This window comes from Dickeya undicola (assembly GCF_000784735.1).
Taxonomy (GTDB): domain Bacteria; phylum Pseudomonadota; class Gammaproteobacteria; order Enterobacterales; family Enterobacteriaceae; genus Dickeya; species Dickeya undicola.
Genome location: NZ_JSYG01000004.1, coordinates 129,824 through 154,495, shown reverse-complemented (window position 1 = coordinate 154,495; position 24,672 = coordinate 129,824). Strand labels below are relative to the sequence as shown.

Genomic DNA, 24,672 nt, shown 5'->3' with positions numbered 1-24,672 from the left:
TGGTATGGCGCGACCGGTTATCACATTCTCTGCCAGTTGTTTCCGTTCATTATTTTCTTTGCTGTAAGTCCTTGCCGGACAGGTTTTTTGGGGGGAGAACGAAAATTTCAAAAAAAAACTAAAGGTTGTTTTACCCCGGCCGATACAGTTAGTGACGGTGATGACACCGGGGGCAACAGCCCATCCCCATTAATAGTGATGAAAGGAATATAATTATGGCAGTCATTAATACTAATAGTATGTCGCTGTTGGCCCAGACCAACCTGAACAAATCTCAATCCTCTCTGCAGACTGCTATCGAACGTCTGTCCTCTGGCCTGGCTATCAACAGCGCCAAAGACAACGCCGCAGGTTCTGGTATCGTTAACGGCATGACTGCTCAGATCAAAGGTCTGACTCAGGCTTCCAAAAACGCCAACGACGGTGTGTCTCTGGTACAGACCGCTGAAGGTAACCTGGACACCATCAACGACAACCTGCAGCGTATCCGTGAGCTGGCCGTACAGGCAGCGAACGACACCAACGGTACTAACGACCGTTCTGCAATCCAGACTGAAATTAACCGTCGTGTTGACGAAATCAACCGTGTTGCTGCCAGCGCAAACTTCAACGGCAAAGCGCTGCTGGACGGTTCGGTTACCGCTACCGGTTTCAACATCCAGGTTGGCGCCGGCACCACTTCTAACGATGCCATCTCTGTTGGCAGCTCTGCACTGATCAACGCCACTGCAGGCGGTCTGGGTATCACAACTACCAACACCGACGTGTCTACCGCTGCAGGTGCTACTGCACTGGTTGCGGCAATTGATACTGCTCTGCAGACCGTCAATACCGCTAAAGCGAACATCGGTGCGACACTGAACCGCTTCCAGTCTACCATCGACAACCTGAGCAACACCATCAACAACCTGAGCAGCGCTCGTAGCCGTATCCAGGATGCTGATTATGCAACTGAAGTATCTAACATGAGCCGTGCGCAGATTCTGCAGCAGGCTGGTACTTCTGTACTGGCTCAGGCTAACCAGGTACCGCAGACTGTTCTGAAACTGCTGCAGTAATCTCTGTTTACGCAGTCTCGAATTGAAAACCAACCCCTCGGGGTTGGTTTTTTTATTTTGTGACACAGTTCGGATAAGTGAATTAATTGGAATAAAAGTCGGCTTCTTAATCGACGAAATAGGGAAGTTATATTTTGATCCTCAGAGGATTGGTGAAAAGCGTTTTCTTATATACTACAAACAATTTTATCTCCGTATAAAGTATTGAAGGATATTTCTTGTGACCATGCCAGATACACAGCCTTTAGCGAATAATGACGACCTGGGTGAAGATACTGGTAAAATTCCATTGAGTTCGATAACGCCTCCCATTCCTTACTCTGCACCTTTCCATCTTCAGGCCACTGCACATCTTTACGGTGTCAGGTCGGCTGCGCCAGAAGCAGCGCGTGTGCTGGAAATTGGGTGTAAAGATGGTGGCAATTTACTGCCTTTTGCGCTTGCGAATCCGCAGTCGCAGTCTGTTGGTGTTGATCTTGATGCGGAGCACATTGAAAAAGGCAATGCACTGATAAAACAGCTGGAGCTGGATAGTATTGCATTATTTGCCCTGGACCTCGAATCTCTGCTGGCTTGTGATCCTGGGAAATTCGATTATATCATTATCCACGGGCTGTTTAGTCTTATTGGTGGTGAAACGCGAGAGGCATTGCTGCGTTTCTGCAGTGAGCACCTGACTGCAGAAGGCATGGTCTGCTATTGCTACAATACGTATCCGGGGTGGAAAACTGGCGAGATTCTGCGAGATGCCATTCAGCTTCACAGCAGTCTTGCCAATGATGAAAAGACGGCACAATCCAGTGCCCGAGCGATGCTGACCTATCTGTCGTTAGGAACTGCTCCAGACAATCCCCAGAATGCAGCGCTGAAAGCCTTTATTGAACAAGCTGAAAAACAGTCTGATGTAGATTTTGCGCTGCATTATTTACAGGGGCTGCATCAGCCTTGTTACTTCGTTGATTTCTATTCACAGATTACCCAAACCGGCTTTGCCTATGTCGGCGATGTTCGTGCTTACACAGAACTAGCTGGGCATTACGGCGATCAGGTTTCGCGTTTGCACGAGACGATTTGCCCTGAAAACACCACCTATCTGCGCCAGCAATACCTCGATTTTGCGGTTAACCGTTCTCAGCGTTTCAGTATGCTGATACCACAGACGAGAGCAGGGGATATTCTGTCTGAACCTGATCTGACAAAGCTGGCGGACTTGAACTGGGCTGGTAATTTTCAACGTGTTATGGCAAGTAATGGCAGTACGTTGAATGCCCACACGTCCGGTACTGGAGAAACCATCAGTACGGAAAACCCGCTAGTATTAAGTATTTTGGATACGTTGGGGGAGGCCTGGCCTGCCAGTTTGACGTTGGAACAATTGGTCTTTAATACCCGTTTACCGGAAAAGGAGTCCGAGAATCACCAGCAGGATGTATTGATCGCATTGAAAAACTTGTTTGTGAAAGGGATCAGCGGTATTTACACGCGGATAGGAAATTGTCCTTACCGGAACAGTAAGCATAAAATATTGACCGGTTTACCCGGTATTGCCACGACCGATCTGGCATTCAATTTCTGGCATGAGACAGTGTCGCTTGATAGTGATGAACGGCAGTTCCTGCAACAACTGTCATCATCGAGCCTGAGTAAAGATAGGGTATTTTATAGCCAGCTTTGGGCGCTGCGTAATAAAGGTGTGGTATGGGGCACTTCACGCGCATGGCGAGATTACTTGCAGGAAGCGATTGTTAATGCGGATGCCCGGCAGGTTGCTGTTTATATTCAGTCTCTGGTGATGTACACCAGTGAAACCAATGCTGGCGGTTTTGTTGAGCCGGAAAAATCGGCAGTGCATAAAAAGAATAAGCAGCAGGATAAAAATCCACTCAGTCGGAAAGTGTACGAAGAACTTGATCGACTAACTGCTCTGGGGCAGTTTGCAGAGGTCAGAGCACGAACGCAAGAGATTATCAGTACTTATCCCGACAATCTGGGGGTCTGGTATCCCTTTGTAAACACCTATGTTCGTACCGGCGATTTTGATGGTGCAATGGGAGTGATTACTCGGGCAATATCTCTGATGCCGTTCAACTGGGATTTTTATGTTGATCTGGCGGTGTGCTTCTGGAAAAAGAACGAATTGCATCAAGGTATGGCGCTAACCAGAAAAGTATTACGTTGTGATAAGCGCAAAGGACTGGCGTGGGATACACTGGCCGTACTATTAAATATCACCCATAGTCTTGATGCAGCATTTTTGTGTATGGAGAAAGCACTACAGATTGATCCAGAGAATCCCAACTTTATCAGTCATATGGGGATGGTGTGTCATAATCTGGGACGTAAGGATGCCATTAAGTATCACCGTAAGACTATTGAATTGATGCCACATGCGTTCCATTTATATAGTAATTTGTTGCTGGGCTTGTCGCACGATATCAGTATAACGCCGCAAGCGTTGTTTCAAGAGCACCTGATATTTGGTCAACGAGTGGAAGAAGCCGCAGCTCGTCATCACTGTCAGTTTGCCTATTCAATCAATAAAGATCCCCATCGGCCATTACGTATAGGCTTTATTTCTGGTGATTTTGGCGATCACCCGGTGACAAATTTTTTAGAGCCTATCTGGAATTCGCTTGATAGAAATGTGTTTTCGCTTTATGCCTACTCAAGTTTTCAACGTAACGATGCAAAGGCTGACAGCCTAAAACAGACTGCGGCTGGCTGGCATGATGTTGACAAGATGGGTGAGCTTGAACTGGCGAAACTTATTAATCAGGATGAGATCGACATTCTGATCGATCTATCCGGCCATACAGCATATAACCGTCTGCCGGTTTTGGCACTGAAGCCTGCGCCGATCCAGATGACCTGGATAGGATATCCCGGCACCACGGGGATGAAGACGGTTGACTACATTCTGCTTGATGAGCATTTCCTCATGAAGAGTAATCTGGATGCTTATTTGATAGAAAAAACTATCAGTATGCCATCGATAAAATTCTTTGAGCCGGATAAGAACAGCCCTGATGTTAATGGGTTGCCTGCATTGACCAATGGTTATCTGACTTTTGCCAGTTTTAATCGTCCACAGAAGATTTGTGATGAAAATCTCGCATCGTGGGCAAAAATTCTGGTTGCATTGCCAGACTCTAGGTTGATTATTGGCTATATGACGGGTCAGGAGACAATAGATTATTTGCGCAAGAAGTTGCTTGAGCTAGGTGTGAGATATGAACAGTTAGTATTCCGTATGCGTACTGGCTTACAGGAATATCTGAGAATGCACCATGAGGTAGATATTCTTTTAGATACTTATCCGTATACCGGCGGCACAACGATCGGTCATGCGTCTTGGATGGGGGTACCTGTATTAACCCGTGAGGGTGACTCTATCCCATCAAGACAAAGTAGTGCAATTATGCGGATTTTGGGATTGGATGAATTCATTGCACAGAATGACGATGAATTGGTAGAGAAAGCGCGATATTGGAGTGGTTCGCTGGATAAGTTAAGCGAGTTCAGGGCCAGAATGCGTAGCGTTATGGCAGCCAAAATTTATTCTGTGGATTCACCATCTATTTATTTTGAAAAAGCGATGCGTCAGGCATGGCAGATATATTGCGCTGGCGAGGTTCCTAAGTCATTCAGCATAAGTTCAGAGAGCAATTAAAGATCTGAGAGATAACGGTTGCTTTAGATTGTACTAGATGGCGATTTCTGCCATCAACTTGATAAAAAATGTGAAAATTCTGCTTAGCAACATAAGCGCAAGGATCGGTGAATGATGAGCAAGAATATCTATGTAACGAGCCCTTTGCTGCCCGAGCTTGATGAGTTTATGCCCTATCTGGAAAAGATATGGGATAACAAGTACCTGACAAATGGTGGGCCTTTTCATCAGCAACTTGAGCAGGAACTGGCAGAGTATCTGGGTGTTAAGCACCTGAGCTTGTTTACCAATGGCACGCTGGCGCTACTGACGGCATTGCAGGCATTGCGTATCACCGGTGAAGTTATCACCACGCCTTATTCGTTTGTGGCGACATCGCATTCGTTACTGTGGAATAACCTGAAACCTGTTTTTGTGGATATCGACCCCGTCACCTGTAATCTGGATCCTAAAAAGATCGAAGAGGCGATTACACCTCTCACATCCGCGATTCTTCCTGTCCATTGCTATGGTATTCCCTGTGATGTGGATAAAATTCAGGAAATTGCCGATGTGTATGGTCTAAAAGTAATTTATGACGCAGCACATTCTTTCGGCGTCAAAAAAGACGGAGCCAGTATTCTGAATTATGGCGATCTCTCTATCCTGAGTTTTCATGCAACCAAGGTATTCAACACCATAGAAGGCGGTGCGATTATCTGCCCTGATGCGAAAATGAAGAAGCGGATTGATTATCTGAAAAACTTTGGTTTTGCGGATGAGACTACCGTTGTAGCGCCAGGTATTAACGGCAAGATGAACGAAGTGCAGGCCGCGTTTGGCTTATTGCAGCTGAAATATATTGAACAGGCATTGGAAGATAGAAAGCGTATTTATCACTATTACCGTGACGGGTTAGCCCGGATTCATGGTTTAACAACGCTGAGCGTACCTGACTCAATTGACTGGAATTATGCCTATTTCCCGCTATTTATGGATGACTACTCATTCGATACTCGAGAGAAACTATATAGTGCGTTAAAAGCGCAAGGCATTATGTCTCGTCGGTATTTCTATCCGTTAATCAGCAGCTTCCCAATGTACCGAGGTATTAACAGCGCGAGTGCTGCTAACTTGCCTGTAGCGACGAATGTGGCCAACTCGGTGTTGTGTCTTCCTATTTATCCAGGGCTGGAAGCTGACGACCAGGATCGCATCATTGAGATTATCGAGCGCACGTTGAACGAAAACGTGTGTTAATGAACCGGCTCCCCTTATCGCGACTGAACGCGAGCAAAGGGGGCATATCTCCTCAGGAGATACCTGAAATTTTGTAACAGAGAATGGATATGTCGACGATAGATGCCTTAATGCTTGATGCCGGTTTTTCTGCGTTACCACTGCTGGAAGCGTGCCTGGAGCAGGGGGTTGCCATCGGTGTGTGTAGCGGTAAACCGGGCGATCCTGGTCATATCCGTGCAACCCGGTCGATTGTTGAAGATTATTCGGACAAAGAGGCAATCCTCGGTATTGTCAGAAAGGAAAATGTTAAGGCTATCCTACCCGGTGTGACGGATGTGTCTTACGAAACTGGGGCTTGGGTTGCTGAATCATTAGGTATGCCTGGTTTCGATTCGGTTGAGACAACCAACATTTTGCTGAGAAAAGATGAATTTCGTAGTTATGCTCAGCGCAAAGGCTTGCCTGTTCCCACTGCGGTACGTGATATTGCCTGCGCAGGACAACTGTCGTACCCAATTTTGGTGAAGCCGGTGGATGCCTATAGTGGCCGTGGTATTACGTTAGTCCAGTGTGAGCAGGATATTTTACCGGCTTATCAACTGGCTGCATCCTCCTCTGCAAGCGGTCAAGTCGTGATAGAAGAGTTCAAGCAGGGCTCATTGCACAGTCACTCGGCCTTTATTCGCAATGGTGAGATAGCCTGCGAGTTCTTCGTTAATGAATATTGCACCGTTTACCCTTATCAGGTGGACAGCAGCTGTGTCGCTCATCAAATGAGTGAAACGCTGAAAAATGCCGTCAGTGACTGTATCAACAGTATTGTTACCGATCTGAATTTATGTGATGGCCTGCTGCATACACAATTTATTGCCAATGGCGACGATTTTTGGCTGATCGAACTGACCCGGCGCTGCCCAGGAGATTTATATTGCCAATTGATTCGTTATTCCACCGATATCCCTTACGCGGAATATTTTGTGGCACCTTTTTTGTCGCTGCCGTCGACATTCACCAATAAGCGGCCAACGGCTCGCCATTATGTTGGCAGGCATACCGTATCGGTGTCTGAGAGAACGATCTTTAATGCGCTGCGTTATCACCAACTGCCCGGTGAATTATTGGAAAGTGTCGCGCTGAAAAAAAGCGGCGAAGTGTTGAACCCGGCACCAGGCGATCGCGCTGCCGTGGTGTTTATGACCTTCGATGAAGAAGCCGAATTGCTAAAAAGCACAGTGAACCTGAAAAATCACCTGGTGGTGAGCCACTCTTTTCTGGGGAAAGCGAAATGAAAAGTATGACAAACAACGGTGAGGCATTAAAAGTCGGGTTCATTGGCGGAGGTATTAATTCAGCAATCGGTGAAACACACAAGATTGCTTCGCAGATGGATGGACATTTCGAACTGGTGTCAGGTTTTTTCAGTCGGCATGATGATATCAATCAACAAACCGCTGCCAGTTGGGGAATTCATGAAGACCGTGTGTATCGCGATTTGAGCGGCTTTTTGCAGGCCGAAGCCAGCAAACTGGATGCGGTGATCATTCTGACACCGACGCCGACGCATAAAGATATTGTCATTGCTTGTATTGAGCATCAACTGCCCGTTATCTGTGAGAAGTCGCTGGCAACCAGTGTAGAGGAAGTGGCCGAGATTCAGCAGGCGCTGGAGCACATGAAGGGGACTCTGCTGGTTACTTTCAATTATTCCGGTTACCCGATGGTCAGGGAGTTAAAGCAGCGGATCGCCGATGGTGAGCTGGGCCAGATCAGGCAGGTTATGGTTGAAATGCCCCAGGAGGGGTTTCTGCGTCATGTGAAGAGTGGGGCGGTGCCGCGCCCGCAGGACTGGCGTCAGCATGATGGCGTGATCCCTACCGTGTCGCTGGACTTGGGGGTTCATGCCCATCAAATGGTGGATTTCATCATCGGTGAGCAGGCGCAGGATGTGTATGCGGTGCACCATCGATTCGGTGAGATTCCAGATGTGGTGGATACGGTTCACTGCATCTCTGGTTACACCAATCAGGTGGTGTGCAATTACTGGTACACCAAGGCAGCATTGGGTTACCGCAATGGGCTGCGTATCCGGGTTTATGGTAGCAAAGGATCGGCTGAATGGCTGCAAATGGACCCTGAACATTTGAAACTCTGCAATATTAACGGCGTTTCCTATGTAATAGACCGGACGCATCCGGATAACCTGATCGCATCCCAGCCACGATACAACCGCTTTAAAGCAGGCCACCCTGCTGGATTCATTGAAGCATTTGCTAATTACTACGAGGATGTTGCTTCCTATCTGAAAGAAGGTACACACGAGTATGTGTTTGGTGCCGATGTTGCGATGCGAGGTATTCGTTATCTCCAGGCCGCTGCCGCCAGCGCGCATTCTGGCGGGCGTATAACACTGTCATAATAACAGCATATAATGTCCATATGGTATTTTTATGCCATATGGTTGATAGTTTAAGTGCAGGAAAACCTTTTAGAAGGCTACTTATGAATAATTACATGCATATGAAATCCGCGCATCAGTATTATCGCGATGTGTTTAGTCGAGAAATTATGCTGGGTGATGTTGGTGATCTTCCTAAAGATATGATCATTGATTTAATTGGCAAAAGAAGTTGTGATATTTATCAGTTGAATAAAAAACTTGCTGAGAGTCCAAGTAATTTGCCTGAAGCACAGGATAAAGCACTGAGGTTGATGTTGCAGACTATTGCTCTGTCTAATCTGGCATTCGATGATAAATGGGGTGGGCAACAAGTCAAGTTACCTCCCGATTATGTAGAGGGTATAGTCAATTCACTTATTGATGCCATTAACTTGACACCAAACTTAGAATATTTAGTTGCATCGATACAAATTTTATTCCGTGTGGGAGCGGTAGAACATGCGGTTGCCTTAATAGAAAGTAACTTTTCGTTATTAGTTGATGTACCTGTCGTTTTCAAGATCTTATTGCTTACCTGTATTGTTGAAGAGAATTATGAGTACGCATTTCTTCTCGTTAAAAAGATGACTGAGAATTCGTACTTGATCGGTGAAGACCCATTGGCGTTGTTGATGATAGTGACGACCATATTTAAAAATGGTGCATATCCCAATAGTTATATTGATTTCACTTCTCTCGTTTCAGCGAGAAATCAACTGCCTTATGAAAGTTACACATGGCTATTGCAAAAAGAAAACAAAAATAAAAAACCTACGGTTTTAGTTTCCTGTGATGTAAAGTACTATCATCAGCATACTATTTATCTGCTATATTCATTATATGAAACCAATAAAGATAGCTTGAATGTTCACATCCATGTCTACAATATTGATGATGAAACGTTTAATGATATTAAAGCGAAAAAACAGCAATTCCCAGAGTTAAATATTTCATGCTCAACAGAGACATTTGGCGATGTCCCTGGGGTAAATGTTCACTACGCATCGAGACGGTTTATTTTTGCTAGTTATTTGTTGTCCATAAACGAAGGGCCACTATTGATTCTGGATGCGGATTGTCTGGTGAGGAAGAACTGGAGCTTAATCGAGCACTCTATTGATTTATCAGGTGATGTACTTATTACGAAAGACGATAACTCACCATTCTGGGAGAAAGTATTCGCAGGGTTTGTCTATCTTAAAGGTGGGGAACTGTCAACAGCCTTTATCGATAAAGTCGCTCACTTTATTTGGGATAATTTGTATAAAAATAATGTTGTTTGGTTTTTGGATCAGGTTGCTCTCTCTGCTGCAGTGGATGAGATACCTGAGATGCATGATATTTCGAGGATAGACTCGACCTCAGCATGTGACGTCAATCACAGAGAAAGTTCATTTGCCTGGGTGGTAACGACTATCAAGGATGCGCAAAATCGCTACTCGGAATACAAAGATTATCTTGTTGAAAAATATGAAAATAAAATTAACAACTAAGATTTGTTGAGCAACAGGAATAAGGCATCAATGGAATGGTGCTTTATTCCTTGGTTACCTTTTATTCTGTCGACCGTCAGAAATAGCGGTTTATCACCGTATATACCCATCATACTTCAAGTTGCAGGTGCGTTGGCTGCCCTCGTTCACCCTGGTCACTGACTTGAGTAAGCTCCTGGGGATTCACTCGATTACCGTCTTCCTGCAACTCGAATTATTTTGGGTATACCTTTATTGGTTGCCTGGTGTCGTTTCTGACATCATGACTATTATTGTATTAATAGTTTCTTGCATTATCAGTCAATAACTGCACATCACAAAAATGGTTGGTGCCGACTGCTGGAAGGTATCCACCTTACGCTATAGCGGCTACAATATTCAGGAAGGGCATCCGGCTCATATCTGAAAAAAGCCTTTTTTCTACACCTATTCTGCCGATTGCCATAGTATGCTAAACGCATAATGTTACTGAGCACCTTAATTTTATAGGTATTTATCACTGTGAGCGAACTGTATACCGCTGAAGGCACAATGGATAAAAATTCATTATGGAAGCGCTATGTTCCTTTGGTGCGCCATGAAGCCTTACGCTTACAGGTTCGTCTTCCGGCGAGCGTTGAACTCGATGATCTCCTGCAAGCGGGAGGAATTGGGCTGCTCAGTGCTGTAGAACGTTATGATTCGTTGCAGGGCACGGCATTCACTACCTATGCCGTGCAACGTATTCGTGGCGCGATGCTGGATGAGTTGCGCAGCCGGGACTGGGCACCGCGCAGCGTCAGGCGTAACGCCCGTGAGGTCGCTCAGGCAATGCAACAGGCTGAACAGTCACTCGGCCGGGCTCCAACCGAGCAGGAAGTGGCCCAAACCCTGAACATCCCGCTGGAGGAATATCGACAGATTCTTCTGGATACCAACAATAGCCAGTTGTTTTCTTACGATGAGTGGCGGGAAGAGCATGGGGATAGCGCTGAGGCGTTACTGGAAGGAAATGAAGAAGCCAATCCGTTAAATCAATTGATGGACGTGAATTTACGCCAGCGAGTGATGGATGCGATTGAGAGCCTACCAGAGCGGGAGAAAATGGTGTTGACCCTCTATTATCAGGAAGAGCTGAACCTAAAGGAGATTGGGGCAGTTCTGGAAGTCGGGGAGTCGCGCGTTAGTCAGTTGCATAGCCAGGCGATAAAGCGTCTGCGTGCGAAATTAATGAGTGATATTTAATTTTGGAGCACGCAGATATGTAGTTGTACCCACACTACTGTCAGGAATGGACTCATGCCTCAAGCAACCAGGAAGAAGCAGCTTCTTAGCCGTTATTTAAAAGACTTCAAACACAGGCAAACACACTGCGCCAATTGTGCCAAGGAACTGGATCGTGTTTCGCTGGTATTCCGCGATCAGCTCATCAATAAAAAGTCGATAGCCATGATGGATCGGTTGATTGACAACGCTATTTGGGAGTCTGTGCAAGAAGAACTCATCCCCTTATGTCGTTTTTGCAGTGAAGTTTTCTGCAATACGCACGCCAATTATTTCGATATCAAAGCGTTTACACAGTATCTGATCGAACAGACTGAAGTGCGTCATAGCACGATGCGGGAATATGTCATCCGCTTGCGGCGCCTTGATGAATTGCTGCTGTTAAAGAATTATCCGCAGGAAAGTTTCTCCTCGGATGGCAATATTCAGCAACGTATTTGCGATTATTTGCCTGATATCGAGCAGAATACATACCGCAGTGCTCTGCGGAAGTATGATCAATATCTACATTGGCAGAAGCATTACTAGCCTTCTCGTTCCTCCGCTGACGAGCGGAGGAAACCTGGCTCATAGTTTTATGTTATGGTGATGTGAAAACACTTGCCATACCGGGGCAAAATATAGCACTGTCATCGTAATGACATCTGTGGACGGTAATTTCATCTTCAGATGTCGGGTGCCTGATACGGTCAATCATTATTCACCCGAATAGTTATTGTCACAGTGAGGAGCGCGAATGGTAGAGTCCTTCCCTGGACGGAATAGCCAGCAAATTCGCCCGCATTTATCGGTTTATCGATGCGGAGGATCTCCCTCCCGCTTCATTTTCTCACTGCCCCCTGATAGTTACGATATGTTCCCTGGAGTGATTCCCGCTCCATTCTCCAACGCTGATGCCGAGTGCGCCGTCATACCTACAGTGGTGACAGCGCCAATTTTGCATCGGTTTTTTTCATCCCACCTGCGTTACGGCTTAATAAGGAAGCCAAACCTCATTTGTGAACAAAACACCGTCGGCTTTAGGTCGTTCGGTCAGTGAAACAAACTGTAAGGTGCCACTATGGGAAGACAAAAAGCAGTGATCAAAGCGCGTCGTGAAGCCAAACGTGTGATCAGACGCGAATCGCGCAGTCATCGTCAGCGTGAAGAAGATTCGGTCACTTCTCTGGTTCAGTTGGGCGGCATTGAAGCTATCGGTATGGCGCGTGAAAGCCGCGACACCTCAATGATTGAGGCCCGAACCCCAGCTCAGGAACACTACTTGTCTGCAATAGAAAATAAACAGTTAATCTTTGCCACCGGTGAGGCGGGTTGTGGCAAAACGTTTCTCAGTGCGGCCAAAGCGGCCGAAGCACTGCTTCATAAAGAGGTTGAACGTATTATTGTTACACGGCCGGTATTACAGGCGGAAGAGGATCTCGGTTTCCTGCCGGGCGACATCGCGGAGAAATTCGCGCCTTATTTTCGGCCGGTGTATGACGTGTTGCAACGTCGGCTCGGCTCTTCCTTCTTGCAGTATTGCCTGAGGCCGGAAATCGCCAAAGTGGAGATTGCGCCATTCGCCTATATGCGTGGACGGACGTTCGAGAATGCCGTAGTGATTCTGGATGAAGCACAGAACGTTACCGTCAATCAGATGAAGATGTTCCTGACACGTCTGGGCGAGAATGTCACGGTGATCGTCAATGGTGATATTACGCAATGCGACCTGCCCGTGGGCGTGAAGTCGGGCCTGCGTGATGCGTTGGAACGATTCACGGAGGATGGTATGGTGGGCATTGTCACCTTTGGCAAAGAGGACTGCGTCCGCTCCGAGCTGTGCCAGCGTACGCTGGTGGCGTATTCCTGAGCGGTTTTCCCAAATAGCAACAGGGCTGCTTTCGCAGCCCTGTTTTCAGAGAGAATGATGCTATTTTTGATTATTGACGTATAAGTGGGATAGCATCTCTTGTTTGATATTTTTGTGCGTCGATTAGTTTTTAGGGGTTAAAAGCAAAAAGCGCATCAGGCAAGGTCTCGCCTCAGATGTTAGCAATAAGCGGTTGTCATCAGTAAAATCGCGTAGGATATCCAGATGAACGGTGGGACGTTCGACACGATCCAATACATTGATATTGAAATATTGATCAAGAATATGTAGCAGCTCTCGATACTTACCGAGAAAACCGTCTATCCAGTTGTGAATTTCAATAATAATTGTTGCGCCTTGTATTTTTTCTATGAATGCCTCATTTAACACATCAAATTCAGCACCTTCAATATCAATCAGCATCAGAGCTTTATGGAAATCAACATGTTGAATCAGTGACAAGTTATTTGAATTGGCTTCTCCGAATATCTGCAGTTCTCCGACCGCACCATTCCTGCGCCAATTTTCTGCAATGACTTCTTGCCCATGTTTGTTCTGCTCAAAGCAGATAGCATGGCGTACTTTTTTGCTCAAAAGCATTCCACAGGCATAGTAGCCATCCGCTGCCCCAATATCGATAAATGTATCAAATTGGTTGGATTCGGTATGGCAGATAAAATCCAGGATTTCCTTCTCATAAAGGCCAAGCAGCATTGACCCTAAATCCGATTTTCCCCACCAGGTATCCTGGGTTAGTAATAAATTTTTAAAGGGGCCGAAAGCTACTTTTCCCTGGAGTCGTTGAAAAAGCTCCAGCGAGACGCGTTGACGCCGTTGATGCACATTTTCAGTGCGCCACATCAATTTATCTTCTTCCGTAGCATTTTTTTGTCTTTCCAGCATTGGCGCGAAATAAATCTCTTCATTTTCAATAAAATGCTGAATATTCACTGATTTATGCCTCTTAGGGTTAACATGATCTTTTGTAAAGTGCAGAACTTGGCCCCTATCATACTTGTCTCCGATAGTGACCCGGAATCCTTAAAACTGACGATACCGTCTTTACTCCGGGTATGCTATTAATATTTGAAACTATATATCAATCAGCTAAATAGCTTCTCATAATAGCGCTACACTTGTGAGAGATGACATCCCGCCAGCTCTGGAGCCGCGCAATGATAAGTGGAGCATTAATGTGAGAAGCTATTTAGTTGGAATCATGAGCTGTATAAATATTGGCTCACACAGTACGCTGAATGGTTATTGCATAATAGCGCTGCGCTTGTCTTTGTCTTTTCGCCCCGATACTGATGTTCAGCGTCCTTATGTCTCATTTAGTCATACTATTGATTCATAATATGAGGCTACTCGCCGTTACAAAAGATATCAACGTCAAGGATATAAGAGTCAGTAAGCCCAGTCGCTCGGATACTTCGGCAACGGAATAGCCGCGCTCCGTGATTTGACGGACGGCCTCTTCCTTAAATTCAGGTGTAAATCGTGGTGTGCCCATATGCTCCTCCTATGCTCAAACTATAGGGCAGGTTCGTCTACCGGAGCGGGGTCAGTTCAAACTGTAGGGCAGGATCGTCTACCGGTGTGGGGGCAGTCCAGTATAAGGAATGTGTAAGACAAATGTGGAGCGTCGCACGCATTATGGCTTTGTTAGTGGTGTCATATATTGTTGAAGGTGTTGTGTGATAGCCGCTGTTGGCGATAGCACATAAATTAGAGAAGGTGACGCTTGTCGGTTATTGCTGAGTGACAGAGCTCGTATGATGAGCAGACCCAGAAAATTGGTGAATCATGTTTAACATGGCGGTACGAGCTCTGAAAATGGACGAGAATGGTGCGTTCGCGACCTCCGGTTGTTAATAGCATGGGGCTGTCAATGCACTAAGGGCTGCGAAAGCAGCCCTGTTGTTAGGTGCGAAACCGATCAGTGATGGCCGAGGCGTAATGGCTGTATGTCGTTCATGGCATACGAGTCGGTAAAATGGCCGTTCCCCTGCAGTTTGAAGGCCTCCACCGACTGGCGCAATTTGGTGGCCTGCTCGTTGAGTGAGTCCGCCGCAGATGAAGCTTGCTCTACCATAGCGGCATTCTGCTGTGTTACTCCCTCCATCTGATTAATGGCCGTGTTAATCTGGGAAATACCGCGGCTTTGTTCTTCAGATGCCAGAGACACTTCATTGACCAGACTGGACACGTTCTGAATCACACCTTTCACGTTATTGATGGAATCACGGACTTCGTCAGCCTGGACTGCACCATGCCGCACGGCGGCAATCGCACTGTCGATCAAGGTCTTGATCTCTTTGGCTGCGGAGGAGGAACGCTGAGACAGCGTGCGGACTTCACCAGCTACCACCGCGAAACCGCGTCCATGTTCACCTGCCCGTGCGGCTTCCACCGCGGCATTCAGCGCCAGGATATTGGTCTGGAAAGCGATACCTTCAATGAGATTGGTGATATCGGCGACCTTTTCAGAGCCGTGAGCAATCTCTTCCATTGCACGCATCATACGCTGTACTGCTTCATCACCATGCTGGACTGCAACACCGGCCTGCTGGCCCAGGCGATTGGCCTGTGCGGTATTGTCGACATTACTTTCGATGGTGGATGAGATTTCATGCATACTCGCAGCTGTCTGCGCCAGCGAAGAGGCCTGCTCTTCCGTTCTGGCGGAGAGGTCTTCGTTGGCAGCGGCGATTTCACCGGATGCCGTCGAAACGCTTTCACTGGCGGAACGTACGTCAGCAAGCACGGTGGAGAACCGCTGGATCAGATTGTTAAAGGCGCTGGCGGTCTGGCCGATTTCATCGTTCTTTCTGCTGTCGGCTTGCAGGGTCAAATCCAGATTTTCACTCACGGTGATCAGTGTCTGGCGCAGGGCATTCAGGCTGGCGCGTACATAGCTGATAATTACCGTGGATAAGGCACCGGCGGCGAGCAGAGCCGCTACAATCAATCCGACCAGCCCGAAGAAAGCCTGTTTGAAACTGGTGTTATTCTGATCCTGCAATCCTCCGGCCAGGCCAACATTGTAGTTGTATTGATCTTGAAAGCCTTTTACCAATTTATCCTGAGCCTGAGTGATATAACCCTGAGAGGCAAAGGCTTTCTCCACGGCTTGAGCATCAGTTTGAGACTGCTGAAACAGCTTGTTTTCAGCGGCACGGAATTCGTTCAGGTATTGCAGGTTATCATCGGTCATCTGCGCATCTTTGTTGTCAGAGAGCAGGTCCTTTTTATAGGTGGCATTTAATTTTTCAACGTTGTTCAGCGAGTCATCAAGCGAACGTTTTAAGCTATTACGCTGTTGTTCATCGCGGGTAAGAAAAATAAGTGCCAGATTACTACGAGCATTGTTTAATGCATCATTCGACTTAACCAAATTATCAAGGCTGGGTAATGTGTTAATCATCACATATTCCAGACGATCTTTTGACTGGCTCAGTGAATAAAGACCAAAAATGCCTACGCCAATCAGAGCTAGAGAAAAAATACTGATTGCAATAGCTAATTTTTTCACAATGGTCATGGTGGGATGCTCCGCCAAAAATGAGGTTGGGGATAAAAAGTGTAATTATCTTACCGTACTGAATTTATTTTATTTAGATTAAGTGAACATTAATGATGATGAAAAAATGATTTTTTGTATGTTTCCATGGAAAATATAAGCCATCTAATTAATTATTTTTTATCTCTGGCTTTAATATCAGTGAGTTAATTATATTGGTGAAATGATACCCATATCTTGATGAAGACGTGCTGAAGAGCATAAATGCAAGGAAGTAGCATATAAAGAATTGCTTATACCCGTCATACTTCAAGTTGCAGGACAAAGCGCTCGGCGTTTTGAACAACACAATACGTTGGCCTTTTAGGGCAAGGCTCAGAGAGTCTTGTAGCGTAGCCAACGCACCTGTAACTTGAACAATGACGGGTATATAGGGGGCCAATTAATGAATGTTTTTTCTTTCTTGTGACGACTTATCGCTATCAGATTGTCGGAACCAAGCCGTTTTGTCGAACCCAGTCGAGGCTTCTCATCCGTTCCGTCACCGATTAAAAACAAAAACCCCAAACTTGCGTCTGGGGTTTTTGTTTTTAATCTGGCGGTGAGGGAGGGATTCGAACCCTCGATACGTTTTCACGTATACACACTTTCCAGGCGTGCTCCTTCAGCCACTCGGACACCTCACCGGATCGTCGCCGTCAGGGGCAACGGGGCGCTACTATAGGGAGTCACCCTGTTATGGTCAAGCAGTATTTCAGGCTTTTGAAACGTCTGGCTAACTGTTGTTCGACCTGAACGGAAGCACGCCAAATAACCGATAAAAAAAGACCACCGCCGGGGCGGTGGTCAGAATAATACTACCCAGCGGAATTAGTTCAGCAGGGATTTGATGTAGCTGGTCAGCTCCGCGTTGGTGCTGTTAGCGAAGAAATATTCCTGGAATTTCGGACCGGCAATAGCGCCTTTGACCAGATCCTGATCCAGACCTTTCAGGATGGTTATCAGATCACGGTAGGTGACTTCTTTAACCGCATCCAGGATTTTCTTGTTACGTTGCTGCGGAGCAACGCGATCGCTCGGGTAACCACGGCCGCCTTCTTCTTTGAACAACTGGGTAAACAGGTTTTCCAGGTTCAGTTCGGCACCCCAGCCAAAACCCTTGGCGTAAGGCAGAGAAACTGCATTACCGTTGTTGATCTGGGAGAACAGGTAAGCGTCGGACGGGTCAACAACCAGACCACAGATTACACCCGGGAAAGAGTTACAAGCCAGCATCGCACCCTGGCCGGTCCCACAACCCGTGACCACGAAATCAGCGGCACCGGAGTTCAGCAGGATGGCAGCCAGGATACCGTTCTGGATGTAGGTCAGCTGTGCCGCATCTTCAACGGCATATTGACCGTAGTTGTATACGGTGTGACCCTGCGGTTCAACGGCTTTAGACAGGGCAGCGGCGATGATCGCGTTCTTTGCGGCCTGGCTGTTCTCGTTAATCAGTGCAATTTTCATGTTCGTTCCTTTATGTGTGCGGACAACTACATTTTTTAAAACACTATTTCATTTAGATGGCCCAGTATACCTTGCTCGCCAGAAACCGCAAACCACCAGAAACCGGAATTGATCGCAAAAACGTGAGCTGATCGATCTCTCGTGGTTGTTGTCGCTATTGTGATTCTTGGGTTAAATTTATTTTTGATTGATCATTCAATTAAAAAAAGATTCAATGAACGTGGATAACCAGACAATCATAGGCAGACGCAGCCGTAATGCGTCCGCCGCAGGAGGAACTTATGCCCAAAGTGGGGATGCAACCGATCAGGCGACAGCAATTGATTGATGCCACATTGATGGCGATTGATGAAGTGGGGCTGCATGAGGCGTCTATTGCACAGATTGCCCGACGAGCAGGCGTTTCTAACGGCATCATCAGTCACTATTTTCAAGACAAAAATGGCCTGCTTGACGCCACCATGCGTTATCTGTTGCGCCTGTTGGGCACGGCGGTCAGGACGCGTCTGGCAACACTGACGTCAGACGATCCCAGATTACGTTTGCGGGCGATGGTGGCGGGTAATTTCGATACGAGTCAAACCAATGCCGCAGCGATGAAAACCTGGCTGGCGTTTTGGGCGAGCAGTATGCATTCCCCCAACCTTTATCGATTGCAGCGCGTCAGTAGCCACAGGCTTTATTCCAATCTTTGTGCCGAATTTCGTCGTTGTTTACCGCGTGAAGAGGCTCGTCGGGCGGCAAGAGGTCTGGCGGGGTTGATTGACGGACTGTGGCTACGCAGTGCGCTGAACGACAACGGATGTAGCCGGGAGGCGTCGCTGGCGGTTGCTTGTCACTTTATTGACTGCCTACTAAAGCCGGAGGCCTGCGTTATACCTGAACAGGAGAACTGATCATGTCACTTTATGGTTTACAACCACTGTTTATTCACGGCGAACGGGTCAACAGCGACGGTAACGACAGGTTTCCTGCCGTTAATCCGGCGACGGGTGACGTTATCGCGCAATTACAGGAAGCCACTGTCGGGGACATCGATCGCGCGGTTACGTCTGCGCAGCATGGGCAACGGGTATGGGCGGCAATGTCGGCAATACAACGGGCGAGAGTGTTACAGCGCGCCGTAGCGATACTTCGTGAACGCAATGACGAACTGGCATTGATGGAAACCCATGATACCGGCAAGCCACTGGCGGAAACCCGAACCGTTGACATCGCCACCGGGGCGGATGTGCTGGAATATTACGCCGGGTTGGCCCCCTCGCTGGAAGGGCTACAGATCCCGCTGCGTGAGATGTCCTTTGTCTATACCCGACAAGAGCCATTGGGCGTGGTAGCCGCGATTGGTGCCTGGAATTACCCGATTCAGATTGCACTCTGGAAGTCTGCCCCTGCGCTGGCAGCGGGCAATGCCATGATCTTTAAACCCAGTGAGTTGACCTCGCTGACAACCTTGCAACTGGCAGAAATCTACCATGAGGCGGGGCTGCCTGCGGGCGTATTCAATGTGCTGACTGGCAGTGGTAAGAATGTTGGTCAGGTGCTGACGCGTCATCCCGGCATTGCCAAAGTGTCTTTTACTGGCGGTGTGGCTAGCGGCAAAACGGTGATGGCGAATGCCGCTGAATCCAGCCTCAAAGCGGTGACGATGGAGCTGGGCGGCAAATCGCCGCTGATTATTTTTGATGACGCTGATCTGGATCGGGCCGCTGATATCGCTATGGCAGCCAACTTTTTCAGTAGCGGCCAGGTGTGTACCAATGGCACGCGGGTATTTATCCCGGCTGCGCTGAAGCGGGCTTTTGAGCACAAAATTCTTGAACGCGTGGCTCGTATCCGTATGGGGGACCCGACCGACCTGGCGGTGAATTTCGGCCCGTTGGCAAGTATGGCTCACCGGGAATCGGTGTTGCGTTACATCGAACTCGGCAAAGCACAAGGTGCCAGATTGTTGACTGGAGGCGGTGCGCCGGAGGGCGATGCATTCGCGCACGATGCCTGGGTGGCCCCCACGGTATTCACCGACTGTCGGGATGAGATGACCATTGTGCGCGAAGAGATTTTCGGACCGGTAATGAGCATCCTCACATACGACGATGAAGAAGAGGTGATTCGACGCGCCAATGCGACCGATTATGGATTGGCAGCTGGCGTGGTGACGCGGGATATCAGCCGGGCGCATCGGGTTATCCATCAACTGCAAGCGGGTATTGGCTGGATCAACACCTGGGGTGAATCGCCTGCGCAAATGCCGGTCGGCGGTTACAAGCACTCGGGTGTTGGGCGTGAAAACGGCATCGTCACGTTGCAAAGTTATACCCAAACCAAATCCATTCAGGTCGAACTGGGAGATTTCAATCCGATTTTTTAATGCTGACGGAGGATGACATGGATTATGACTACATCATTATTGGTGCCGGTTCTGCCGGCAACGTGCTGGCCGCCCGGCTGACGGAGGACCCGGATGTCAGCGTTCTGTTGTTGGAAGCAGGTGGCCCGGATTACCGGCTGGATTTTCGAACTCAAATGCCGGCTGCACTGGCCTGGCCGCTACAAGGGCGGCGCTACAACTGGGCGTATGAAACCGATCCTGAGCCGTATATGGATAACCGGCGCATGGAATGCGGGCGTGGTAAAGGATTGGGCGGTTCGTCGCTGATCAACGGTATGTGCTACATCCGCGGCAACGCTATGGATTTTGAGCACTGGGCGAGCTTGCCCGGCCTGGCTGACTGGGGCTATCGCGACTGCCTGCCGTATTTTCGTCTGGCGGAACGGCGCGATAGTGGTGCAGATGCCTATCACGGTGATCAGGGGCCAGTGTGTGTGACGACACCCAAAACGGGAAACAACGAGCTTTTTCATGCGATGGTCGCCGCAGGCGTACAGGCTGGTTATCCGCGTACGGATGACCTGAACGGCTATCAGCAGGAAGGGTTTGGCCCAATGGATCGCACAGTAACCCCTGACGGACGCCGGGCCAGCACCGCCCGCGGCTATCTGGACATGGCGCGGGGACGCCCGAATCTGACTATAGTGACTCATGCGCTGACTGATCGCCTTCTGTTTGACGGTAAACGGGCGACCGGCGTCAGCTATCTACGCGGCAACAGCAATCAGCCGCGGCGGGTTGCGGCCCGGCGTGAAGTCCTGCTGTGCGCAGGAGCGATTGCGTCGCCGCAGATATTACAACGATCTGGCGTCGGCCCGGCGGATTTGCTGCAGAGCCTGGCTATTCCGTTGGTACAGCATTTACCGGGCGTGGGGCAGAATCTGCAAGACCACCTGGAAATGTATTTACAGTATCGCTGCAAACAGCCGGTTTCGCTCTATCCAGCGTTGAAGTGGGTTAATCAGCCGAAGATTGGTGCCGAATGGTTATTTTTCGGTACGGGCATCGGTGCCAGTAATCAGTTTGAGGCCGGTGGGTTTATTCGCAGTAGCGAAGCGTTTGACTGGCCCAACCTGCAATTCCACTTTCTGCCAGTGGCGATCAATTACAACGGTTCTCAGGCCGTGCGTGAACACGGGTTTCAGGCGCATGTGGGATCAATGCGCTCACCGAGCCGGGGTCGCATCCAGTTGCGATCCCGCGATCCGCGCCAGCACCCGAGTATTCTGTTCAACTATATGTCGAGCGAACAGGATTGGCAGGAGTTTCGTGCAGCGATTCGTATTACCCGGGAAATCATATCGCAGCCCGCATTGGATCGTTATCGGGGGACGGAAATCAGCCCAGGGCCACAGGCGCAGAGTGACAACGAATTAGATGCGTTCATTCGCCAGCAGGCGGAAACCGCCTATCATCCATGTGGTTCCTGCAAAATGGGTCAGGATGCGATGGCCGTGGTGGACGGTCAAGGGCGAGTGCACGGGCTTTCTGGATTGCGGGTGGTGGATGCGTCTATCATGCCGCAGATTATTACCGGTAACCTCAATGCCACCACGATAATGATGGCGGAGAAGATCGCCGATCGTATTCGCGGACGGATACCGTTCCCCCCCAGTGAGGCGGCGTTTTATATTGCAAACTCCGCGTTGGCTCACTCGGTATGACACCTGAACAGGGACATCATCCAGTGACGTGTCATGATCGGGGAGTGGTTGTGCTGCAAAATCGCAGATAAAAAACGACGGTGCGAGGTGTATCGAAGGGAAAAGAAGGAAAGGGGAATCGCATCGTACCGAACGGCTCTGGATAGCAAAACGCGGCGTTAACGCCGCGTTTTATCCGCTATCAGAAGGTACTGGTATCTTTGAACAGACCGACTTTCAGGTCGGTTGCGGTGTAGATAAGACGACCGTCTACCAGAACTTCACCGTCTGCGATGCCCATGATCAGCTTACGGTTAATAACGCGTTTAAAGTGAATGCGATAAGTCACTTTCTTTGCTTCCGGCAGCACCTGACCGGTGAATTTAACTTCGCCCACGCCCAGTGCGCGGCCTTTCCCTTCACCGCCGAGCCAGCCGAGATAGAAGCCCACCAACTGCCACATGGCATCCAGACCCAGGCAGCCTGGCATCACCGGATCGCCGATAAAGTGGCAACCGAAGAACCACAGATCCGGACGGATATCCAGTTCTGCTTCCACGTAGCCTTTCCCATGCAGACCGCCTTCTTCGGTCATCGAGATGACACGATCCATCATCAGCATGTTGCCAGCTGGCAGTTGTGGCCCCTGCGGACCAAACAGTTCACCGCGTCCGCTGGCGAAAAGGTCTTCTTTGGAATAGGAATCGCGTTTGTCTACCATGTTTCTATAAGCCCTGTTTTTGTGGAGCACGCAGGTTAGCGTACAGATGTACGCTGAGCAAGTCCGTTACTTCTGGACCAACCAGTTTCCTCAGCGGAAAAACCATGGGAAGCGGCGGCGCTCCGGAGGTGCTAACTGTGCGATGCGCTCGCGGATCGCCGCCAGCAGACTCGGTTGTTGATCGTCATCATACGGCATTTGAGTTAACAGCATCAGTGCCTCGGGCACTGAATCCACGATGTAGATATGGAATTGCCCTTCGCGCACGGCGTTAATCACCTCCGGCTGCAGACACAGATGGCGCTGATTGGTTGCGGGTATAATCACGCCCTGCTTGCCGGTCAGACCACGGCGTTGACATACCTCGAAAAATCCTTCGATTTTTTCGTTGACGCCGCCGATCGGTTGCACATGCCCAAACTGGTCGACAGAGCCGGTAACAGCCAACTGTTGATTGATGGGGAGCAGCGATAGGGCACTGACCAGCGCACTAAGCTCTGCCAGTGAGGCGCTGTCACCATCGACTTCGCTGTAGGACTGTTCAAACACGATCGAGGCAGAAAACGGCAGTTGTTGTTCCAGTTCCAGCTCGGAAATCAGGAACGCCTGCATAATCATCATGCCCTTGGCGTGCAGGTTGCCGCCCAGCTCAGCCTTACGCTCGACATCGGTCAGCTCGCCGTCGCCAGGGTGCACCACGCAACTGATACGGGTTGGTTCACCAAACATCAGCGGATAACCGGGATACTCCAGCACTGACAGACCATTAACCTGACCGATCATGTCGCCTTCGGTTTCGATCAGGATCTGACCAAGCTCGATTTCATCCTGCATACGTTCGGACAGATAACCCTCACGCCAGCGACGCGCGGTAACGGCATCAATAATCGCCTGTCCGGTGATATCTTCCTGGCGAGCATAGAGCGCGGCGTGCTTGAGTTGATGGAGCAGCCACTGCGGGCACAACGGGACATTGCCCTGATCGCCGCTGTAGCGCACCGCCAGTGTAAACAGTTCCGGCCAGGCATCGGCGGCCAGCAGCGGCAACTGGTTCTCCAGACACAGCGCATTGATGTAGGAACACCAGTGCACCATGTCTTCGGGTTCGATCAACTGCAATTGTGATTCAAATTCGCCATAGATCGCCAATTCGCCCAGTTCTGGTTCCATCTCATGGATATCACCCAGGCTGTCACGGTCGCCAAGTACGATCAGCCGCAGGTCGACCGGCATCGGCGGGATCTCAACCGGTAGAGGCCGCCGTTCGTCGGGAGACAACCAGTGATACTGACCATCGATAATGATCTGCTTGAGTCGCAGCCACATCAGCGGCTGAGCCAGTAATGTTCGCGCAGACAGAATCAGCGTGCCGCCGTTGACGCGATGGATCAGGCCGGGCTGTAGGCGGATATCATCTTTGTATATCCGCACGCAGCCAAACAGCTGTTCCGGCTCGATCCACTCCTGGTAGCCGCAGCGCAGGGTGGCCGCAAAATTGTCGTCCGGGTATTGGGCTGGCTGGACACTGATTTGACGGCCGTCGATCTGATAACGGTTACCATGCAGCGTTTCTGATTGCCGGGTCGGTTGATGCTCGATGGCATTGGCAATCAATGCCAGATAGGCATTGTTCTCCTGCGCCTTCAATAACATGAATCGTGAAGGCGAGCGGGGATGGCAGAAAATCGTCAAGGCATCGGCCAGACGAGGCTGTACTGCTGAGAACTCGGCAGGAGCAAGTTGGGCGGCCTGGGAGAATAACGTCTGATATGGCGTATGATCGGGCAGCAGTTGCTGCCATTCGAGTCGGTTACTGGTCAAAGTATCTGCTGTAATCGTTTAAAGGAAAACCTCAATTATACAAGAATTCTTGGGGCTGCACATGCGCTGAGT

General features: G+C 48.9%; 17 protein-coding genes, 1 tRNA gene and 1 pseudogene. 12 read left to right on the top strand and 7 right to left on the bottom strand.

Features of this window, described 5'->3' with window-relative positions; all coding sequences use genetic code 11:
- Positions 1-215: 215 nt before the first annotated feature.
- From OB87_RS01550 to phoH, 9 genes are all read left to right on the top strand, one after another.
- The gene (locus OB87_RS01550; RefSeq protein WP_033567686.1) at positions 216-1,058 is read left to right on the top strand and encodes a flagellin N-terminal helical domain-containing protein; all 843 of its coding nucleotides are present in this window, start codon (positions 216-218) and stop codon (positions 1,056-1,058) included.
- A gap of 226 nt (positions 1,059-1,284) precedes the next feature.
- Positions 1,285-4,728: an O-linked N-acetylglucosamine transferase family protein gene (locus tag OB87_RS01545; RefSeq protein WP_050515601.1), complete on the top strand. Its 3,444-nt coding sequence runs from the start codon at positions 1,285-1,287 to the stop codon at positions 4,726-4,728.
- 114 nt (positions 4,729-4,842) lie between these two features.
- Positions 4,843-5,967, top strand: coding sequence for a DegT/DnrJ/EryC1/StrS family aminotransferase (locus OB87_RS01540; RefSeq protein WP_033567955.1), 1,125 nt, complete (start codon positions 4,843-4,845; stop codon positions 5,965-5,967).
- Positions 5,968-6,056: 89 nt separating this feature from the next.
- Positions 6,057-7,238, top strand: coding sequence for an ATP-grasp domain-containing protein (locus OB87_RS01535; protein ID WP_050515610.1), 1,182 nt, complete (start codon positions 6,057-6,059; stop codon positions 7,236-7,238).
- Positions 7,235-8,365, top strand: a complete 1,131-nt coding sequence (locus OB87_RS01530; protein WP_033567684.1) for a Gfo/Idh/MocA family protein — start codon at positions 7,235-7,237, stop codon at positions 8,363-8,365. Before OB87_RS01535 ends, OB87_RS01530 begins: the two co-directional genes overlap by 4 nt.
- A 95-nt stretch (positions 8,366-8,460) precedes the next feature.
- The gene (locus OB87_RS01525; protein WP_235425217.1) at positions 8,461-9,879 is read left to right on the top strand and encodes a hypothetical protein; all 1,419 of its coding nucleotides are present in this window, start codon (positions 8,461-8,463) and stop codon (positions 9,877-9,879) included.
- A gap of 501 nt (positions 9,880-10,380) precedes the next feature.
- Positions 10,381-11,103, top strand: a complete 723-nt coding sequence (locus OB87_RS01520) for an RNA polymerase sigma factor FliA (protein ID WP_033567682.1) — start codon at positions 10,381-10,383, stop codon at positions 11,101-11,103.
- 54 nt (positions 11,104-11,157) lie between these two features.
- Positions 11,158-11,670: a flagella biosynthesis regulatory protein FliZ gene (gene fliZ / locus OB87_RS01515; RefSeq protein ID WP_033567681.1), complete on the top strand. Its 513-nt coding sequence runs from the start codon at positions 11,158-11,160 to the stop codon at positions 11,668-11,670.
- A gap of 532 nt (positions 11,671-12,202) precedes the next feature.
- Positions 12,203-12,991, top strand: a complete 789-nt coding sequence (gene phoH, locus OB87_RS01510; RefSeq protein ID WP_033567680.1) for a phosphate starvation-inducible protein PhoH — start codon at positions 12,203-12,205, stop codon at positions 12,989-12,991.
- Between the two features lie 123 nt (positions 12,992-13,114).
- On the opposite strand, the gene OB87_RS01505 is transcribed toward phoH, so the two are convergent.
- From OB87_RS01505 to OB87_RS01490, 5 genes and pseudogenes are all read right to left on the bottom strand, one after another.
- On the bottom strand, positions 13,115-13,942 hold the full coding sequence (locus tag OB87_RS01505; protein WP_033567679.1) for an FkbM family methyltransferase: 828 nt from the start codon (positions 13,940-13,942) through the stop codon (positions 13,115-13,117).
- Positions 13,943-14,402: 460 nt separating this feature from the next.
- Positions 14,403-14,504, bottom strand: a pseudogene (locus OB87_RS19565) (transposase); the annotation flags it as partial.
- Positions 14,505-14,930: 426 nt separating this feature from the next.
- A complete protein-coding gene (locus OB87_RS01500; protein ID WP_033567678.1) occupies positions 14,931-16,535 on the bottom strand; it encodes a methyl-accepting chemotaxis protein in 1,605 nt (534 codons plus the stop codon).
- Positions 16,536-17,110: 575 nt separating this feature from the next.
- A tRNA-Ser gene (locus OB87_RS01495) sits at positions 17,111-17,200 on the bottom strand.
- A gap of 184 nt (positions 17,201-17,384) precedes the next feature.
- Positions 17,385-18,023 (bottom strand): RpiB/LacA/LacB family sugar-phosphate isomerase, encoded by a 639-nt coding sequence (locus OB87_RS01490; RefSeq protein WP_033567677.1) that lies wholly within the window; start codon positions 18,021-18,023, stop codon positions 17,385-17,387.
- A gap of 281 nt (positions 18,024-18,304) precedes the next feature.
- On the opposite strand from OB87_RS01490, the gene betI reads away from it, so the two are divergent.
- The 3 genes from betI to betA are packed head-to-tail and all read left to right on the top strand — an operon-like array spanning position 18,305 to position 22,079.
- Positions 18,305-18,919: a transcriptional regulator BetI gene (gene betI, locus OB87_RS01485; RefSeq protein ID WP_033567676.1), complete on the top strand. Its 615-nt coding sequence runs from the start codon at positions 18,305-18,307 to the stop codon at positions 18,917-18,919.
- Positions 18,920-18,921: 2 nt separating this feature from the next.
- Entirely contained in the window at positions 18,922-20,394 is a 1,473-nt protein-coding gene (betB, locus tag OB87_RS01480) for a betaine-aldehyde dehydrogenase (protein WP_033567675.1), read from the top strand.
- Between the two features lie 17 nt (positions 20,395-20,411).
- Positions 20,412-22,079: a choline dehydrogenase gene (betA, locus tag OB87_RS01475; RefSeq protein ID WP_033567954.1), complete on the top strand. Its 1,668-nt coding sequence runs from the start codon at positions 20,412-20,414 to the stop codon at positions 22,077-22,079.
- A gap of 181 nt (positions 22,080-22,260) precedes the next feature.
- Here betA and fabA read toward each other — a convergent pair whose 3' ends face one another.
- Positions 22,261-22,779, bottom strand: coding sequence for a bifunctional 3-hydroxydecanoyl-ACP dehydratase/trans-2-decenoyl-ACP isomerase (fabA, locus tag OB87_RS01470; RefSeq protein ID WP_033567674.1), 519 nt, complete (start codon positions 22,777-22,779; stop codon positions 22,261-22,263).
- A gap of 90 nt (positions 22,780-22,869) precedes the next feature.
- The gene (locus tag OB87_RS01465; protein WP_033567673.1) at positions 22,870-24,600 is read right to left on the bottom strand and encodes an AAA family ATPase; all 1,731 of its coding nucleotides are present in this window, start codon (positions 24,598-24,600) and stop codon (positions 22,870-22,872) included.
- Positions 24,601-24,672: the final 72 nt, after the last annotated feature.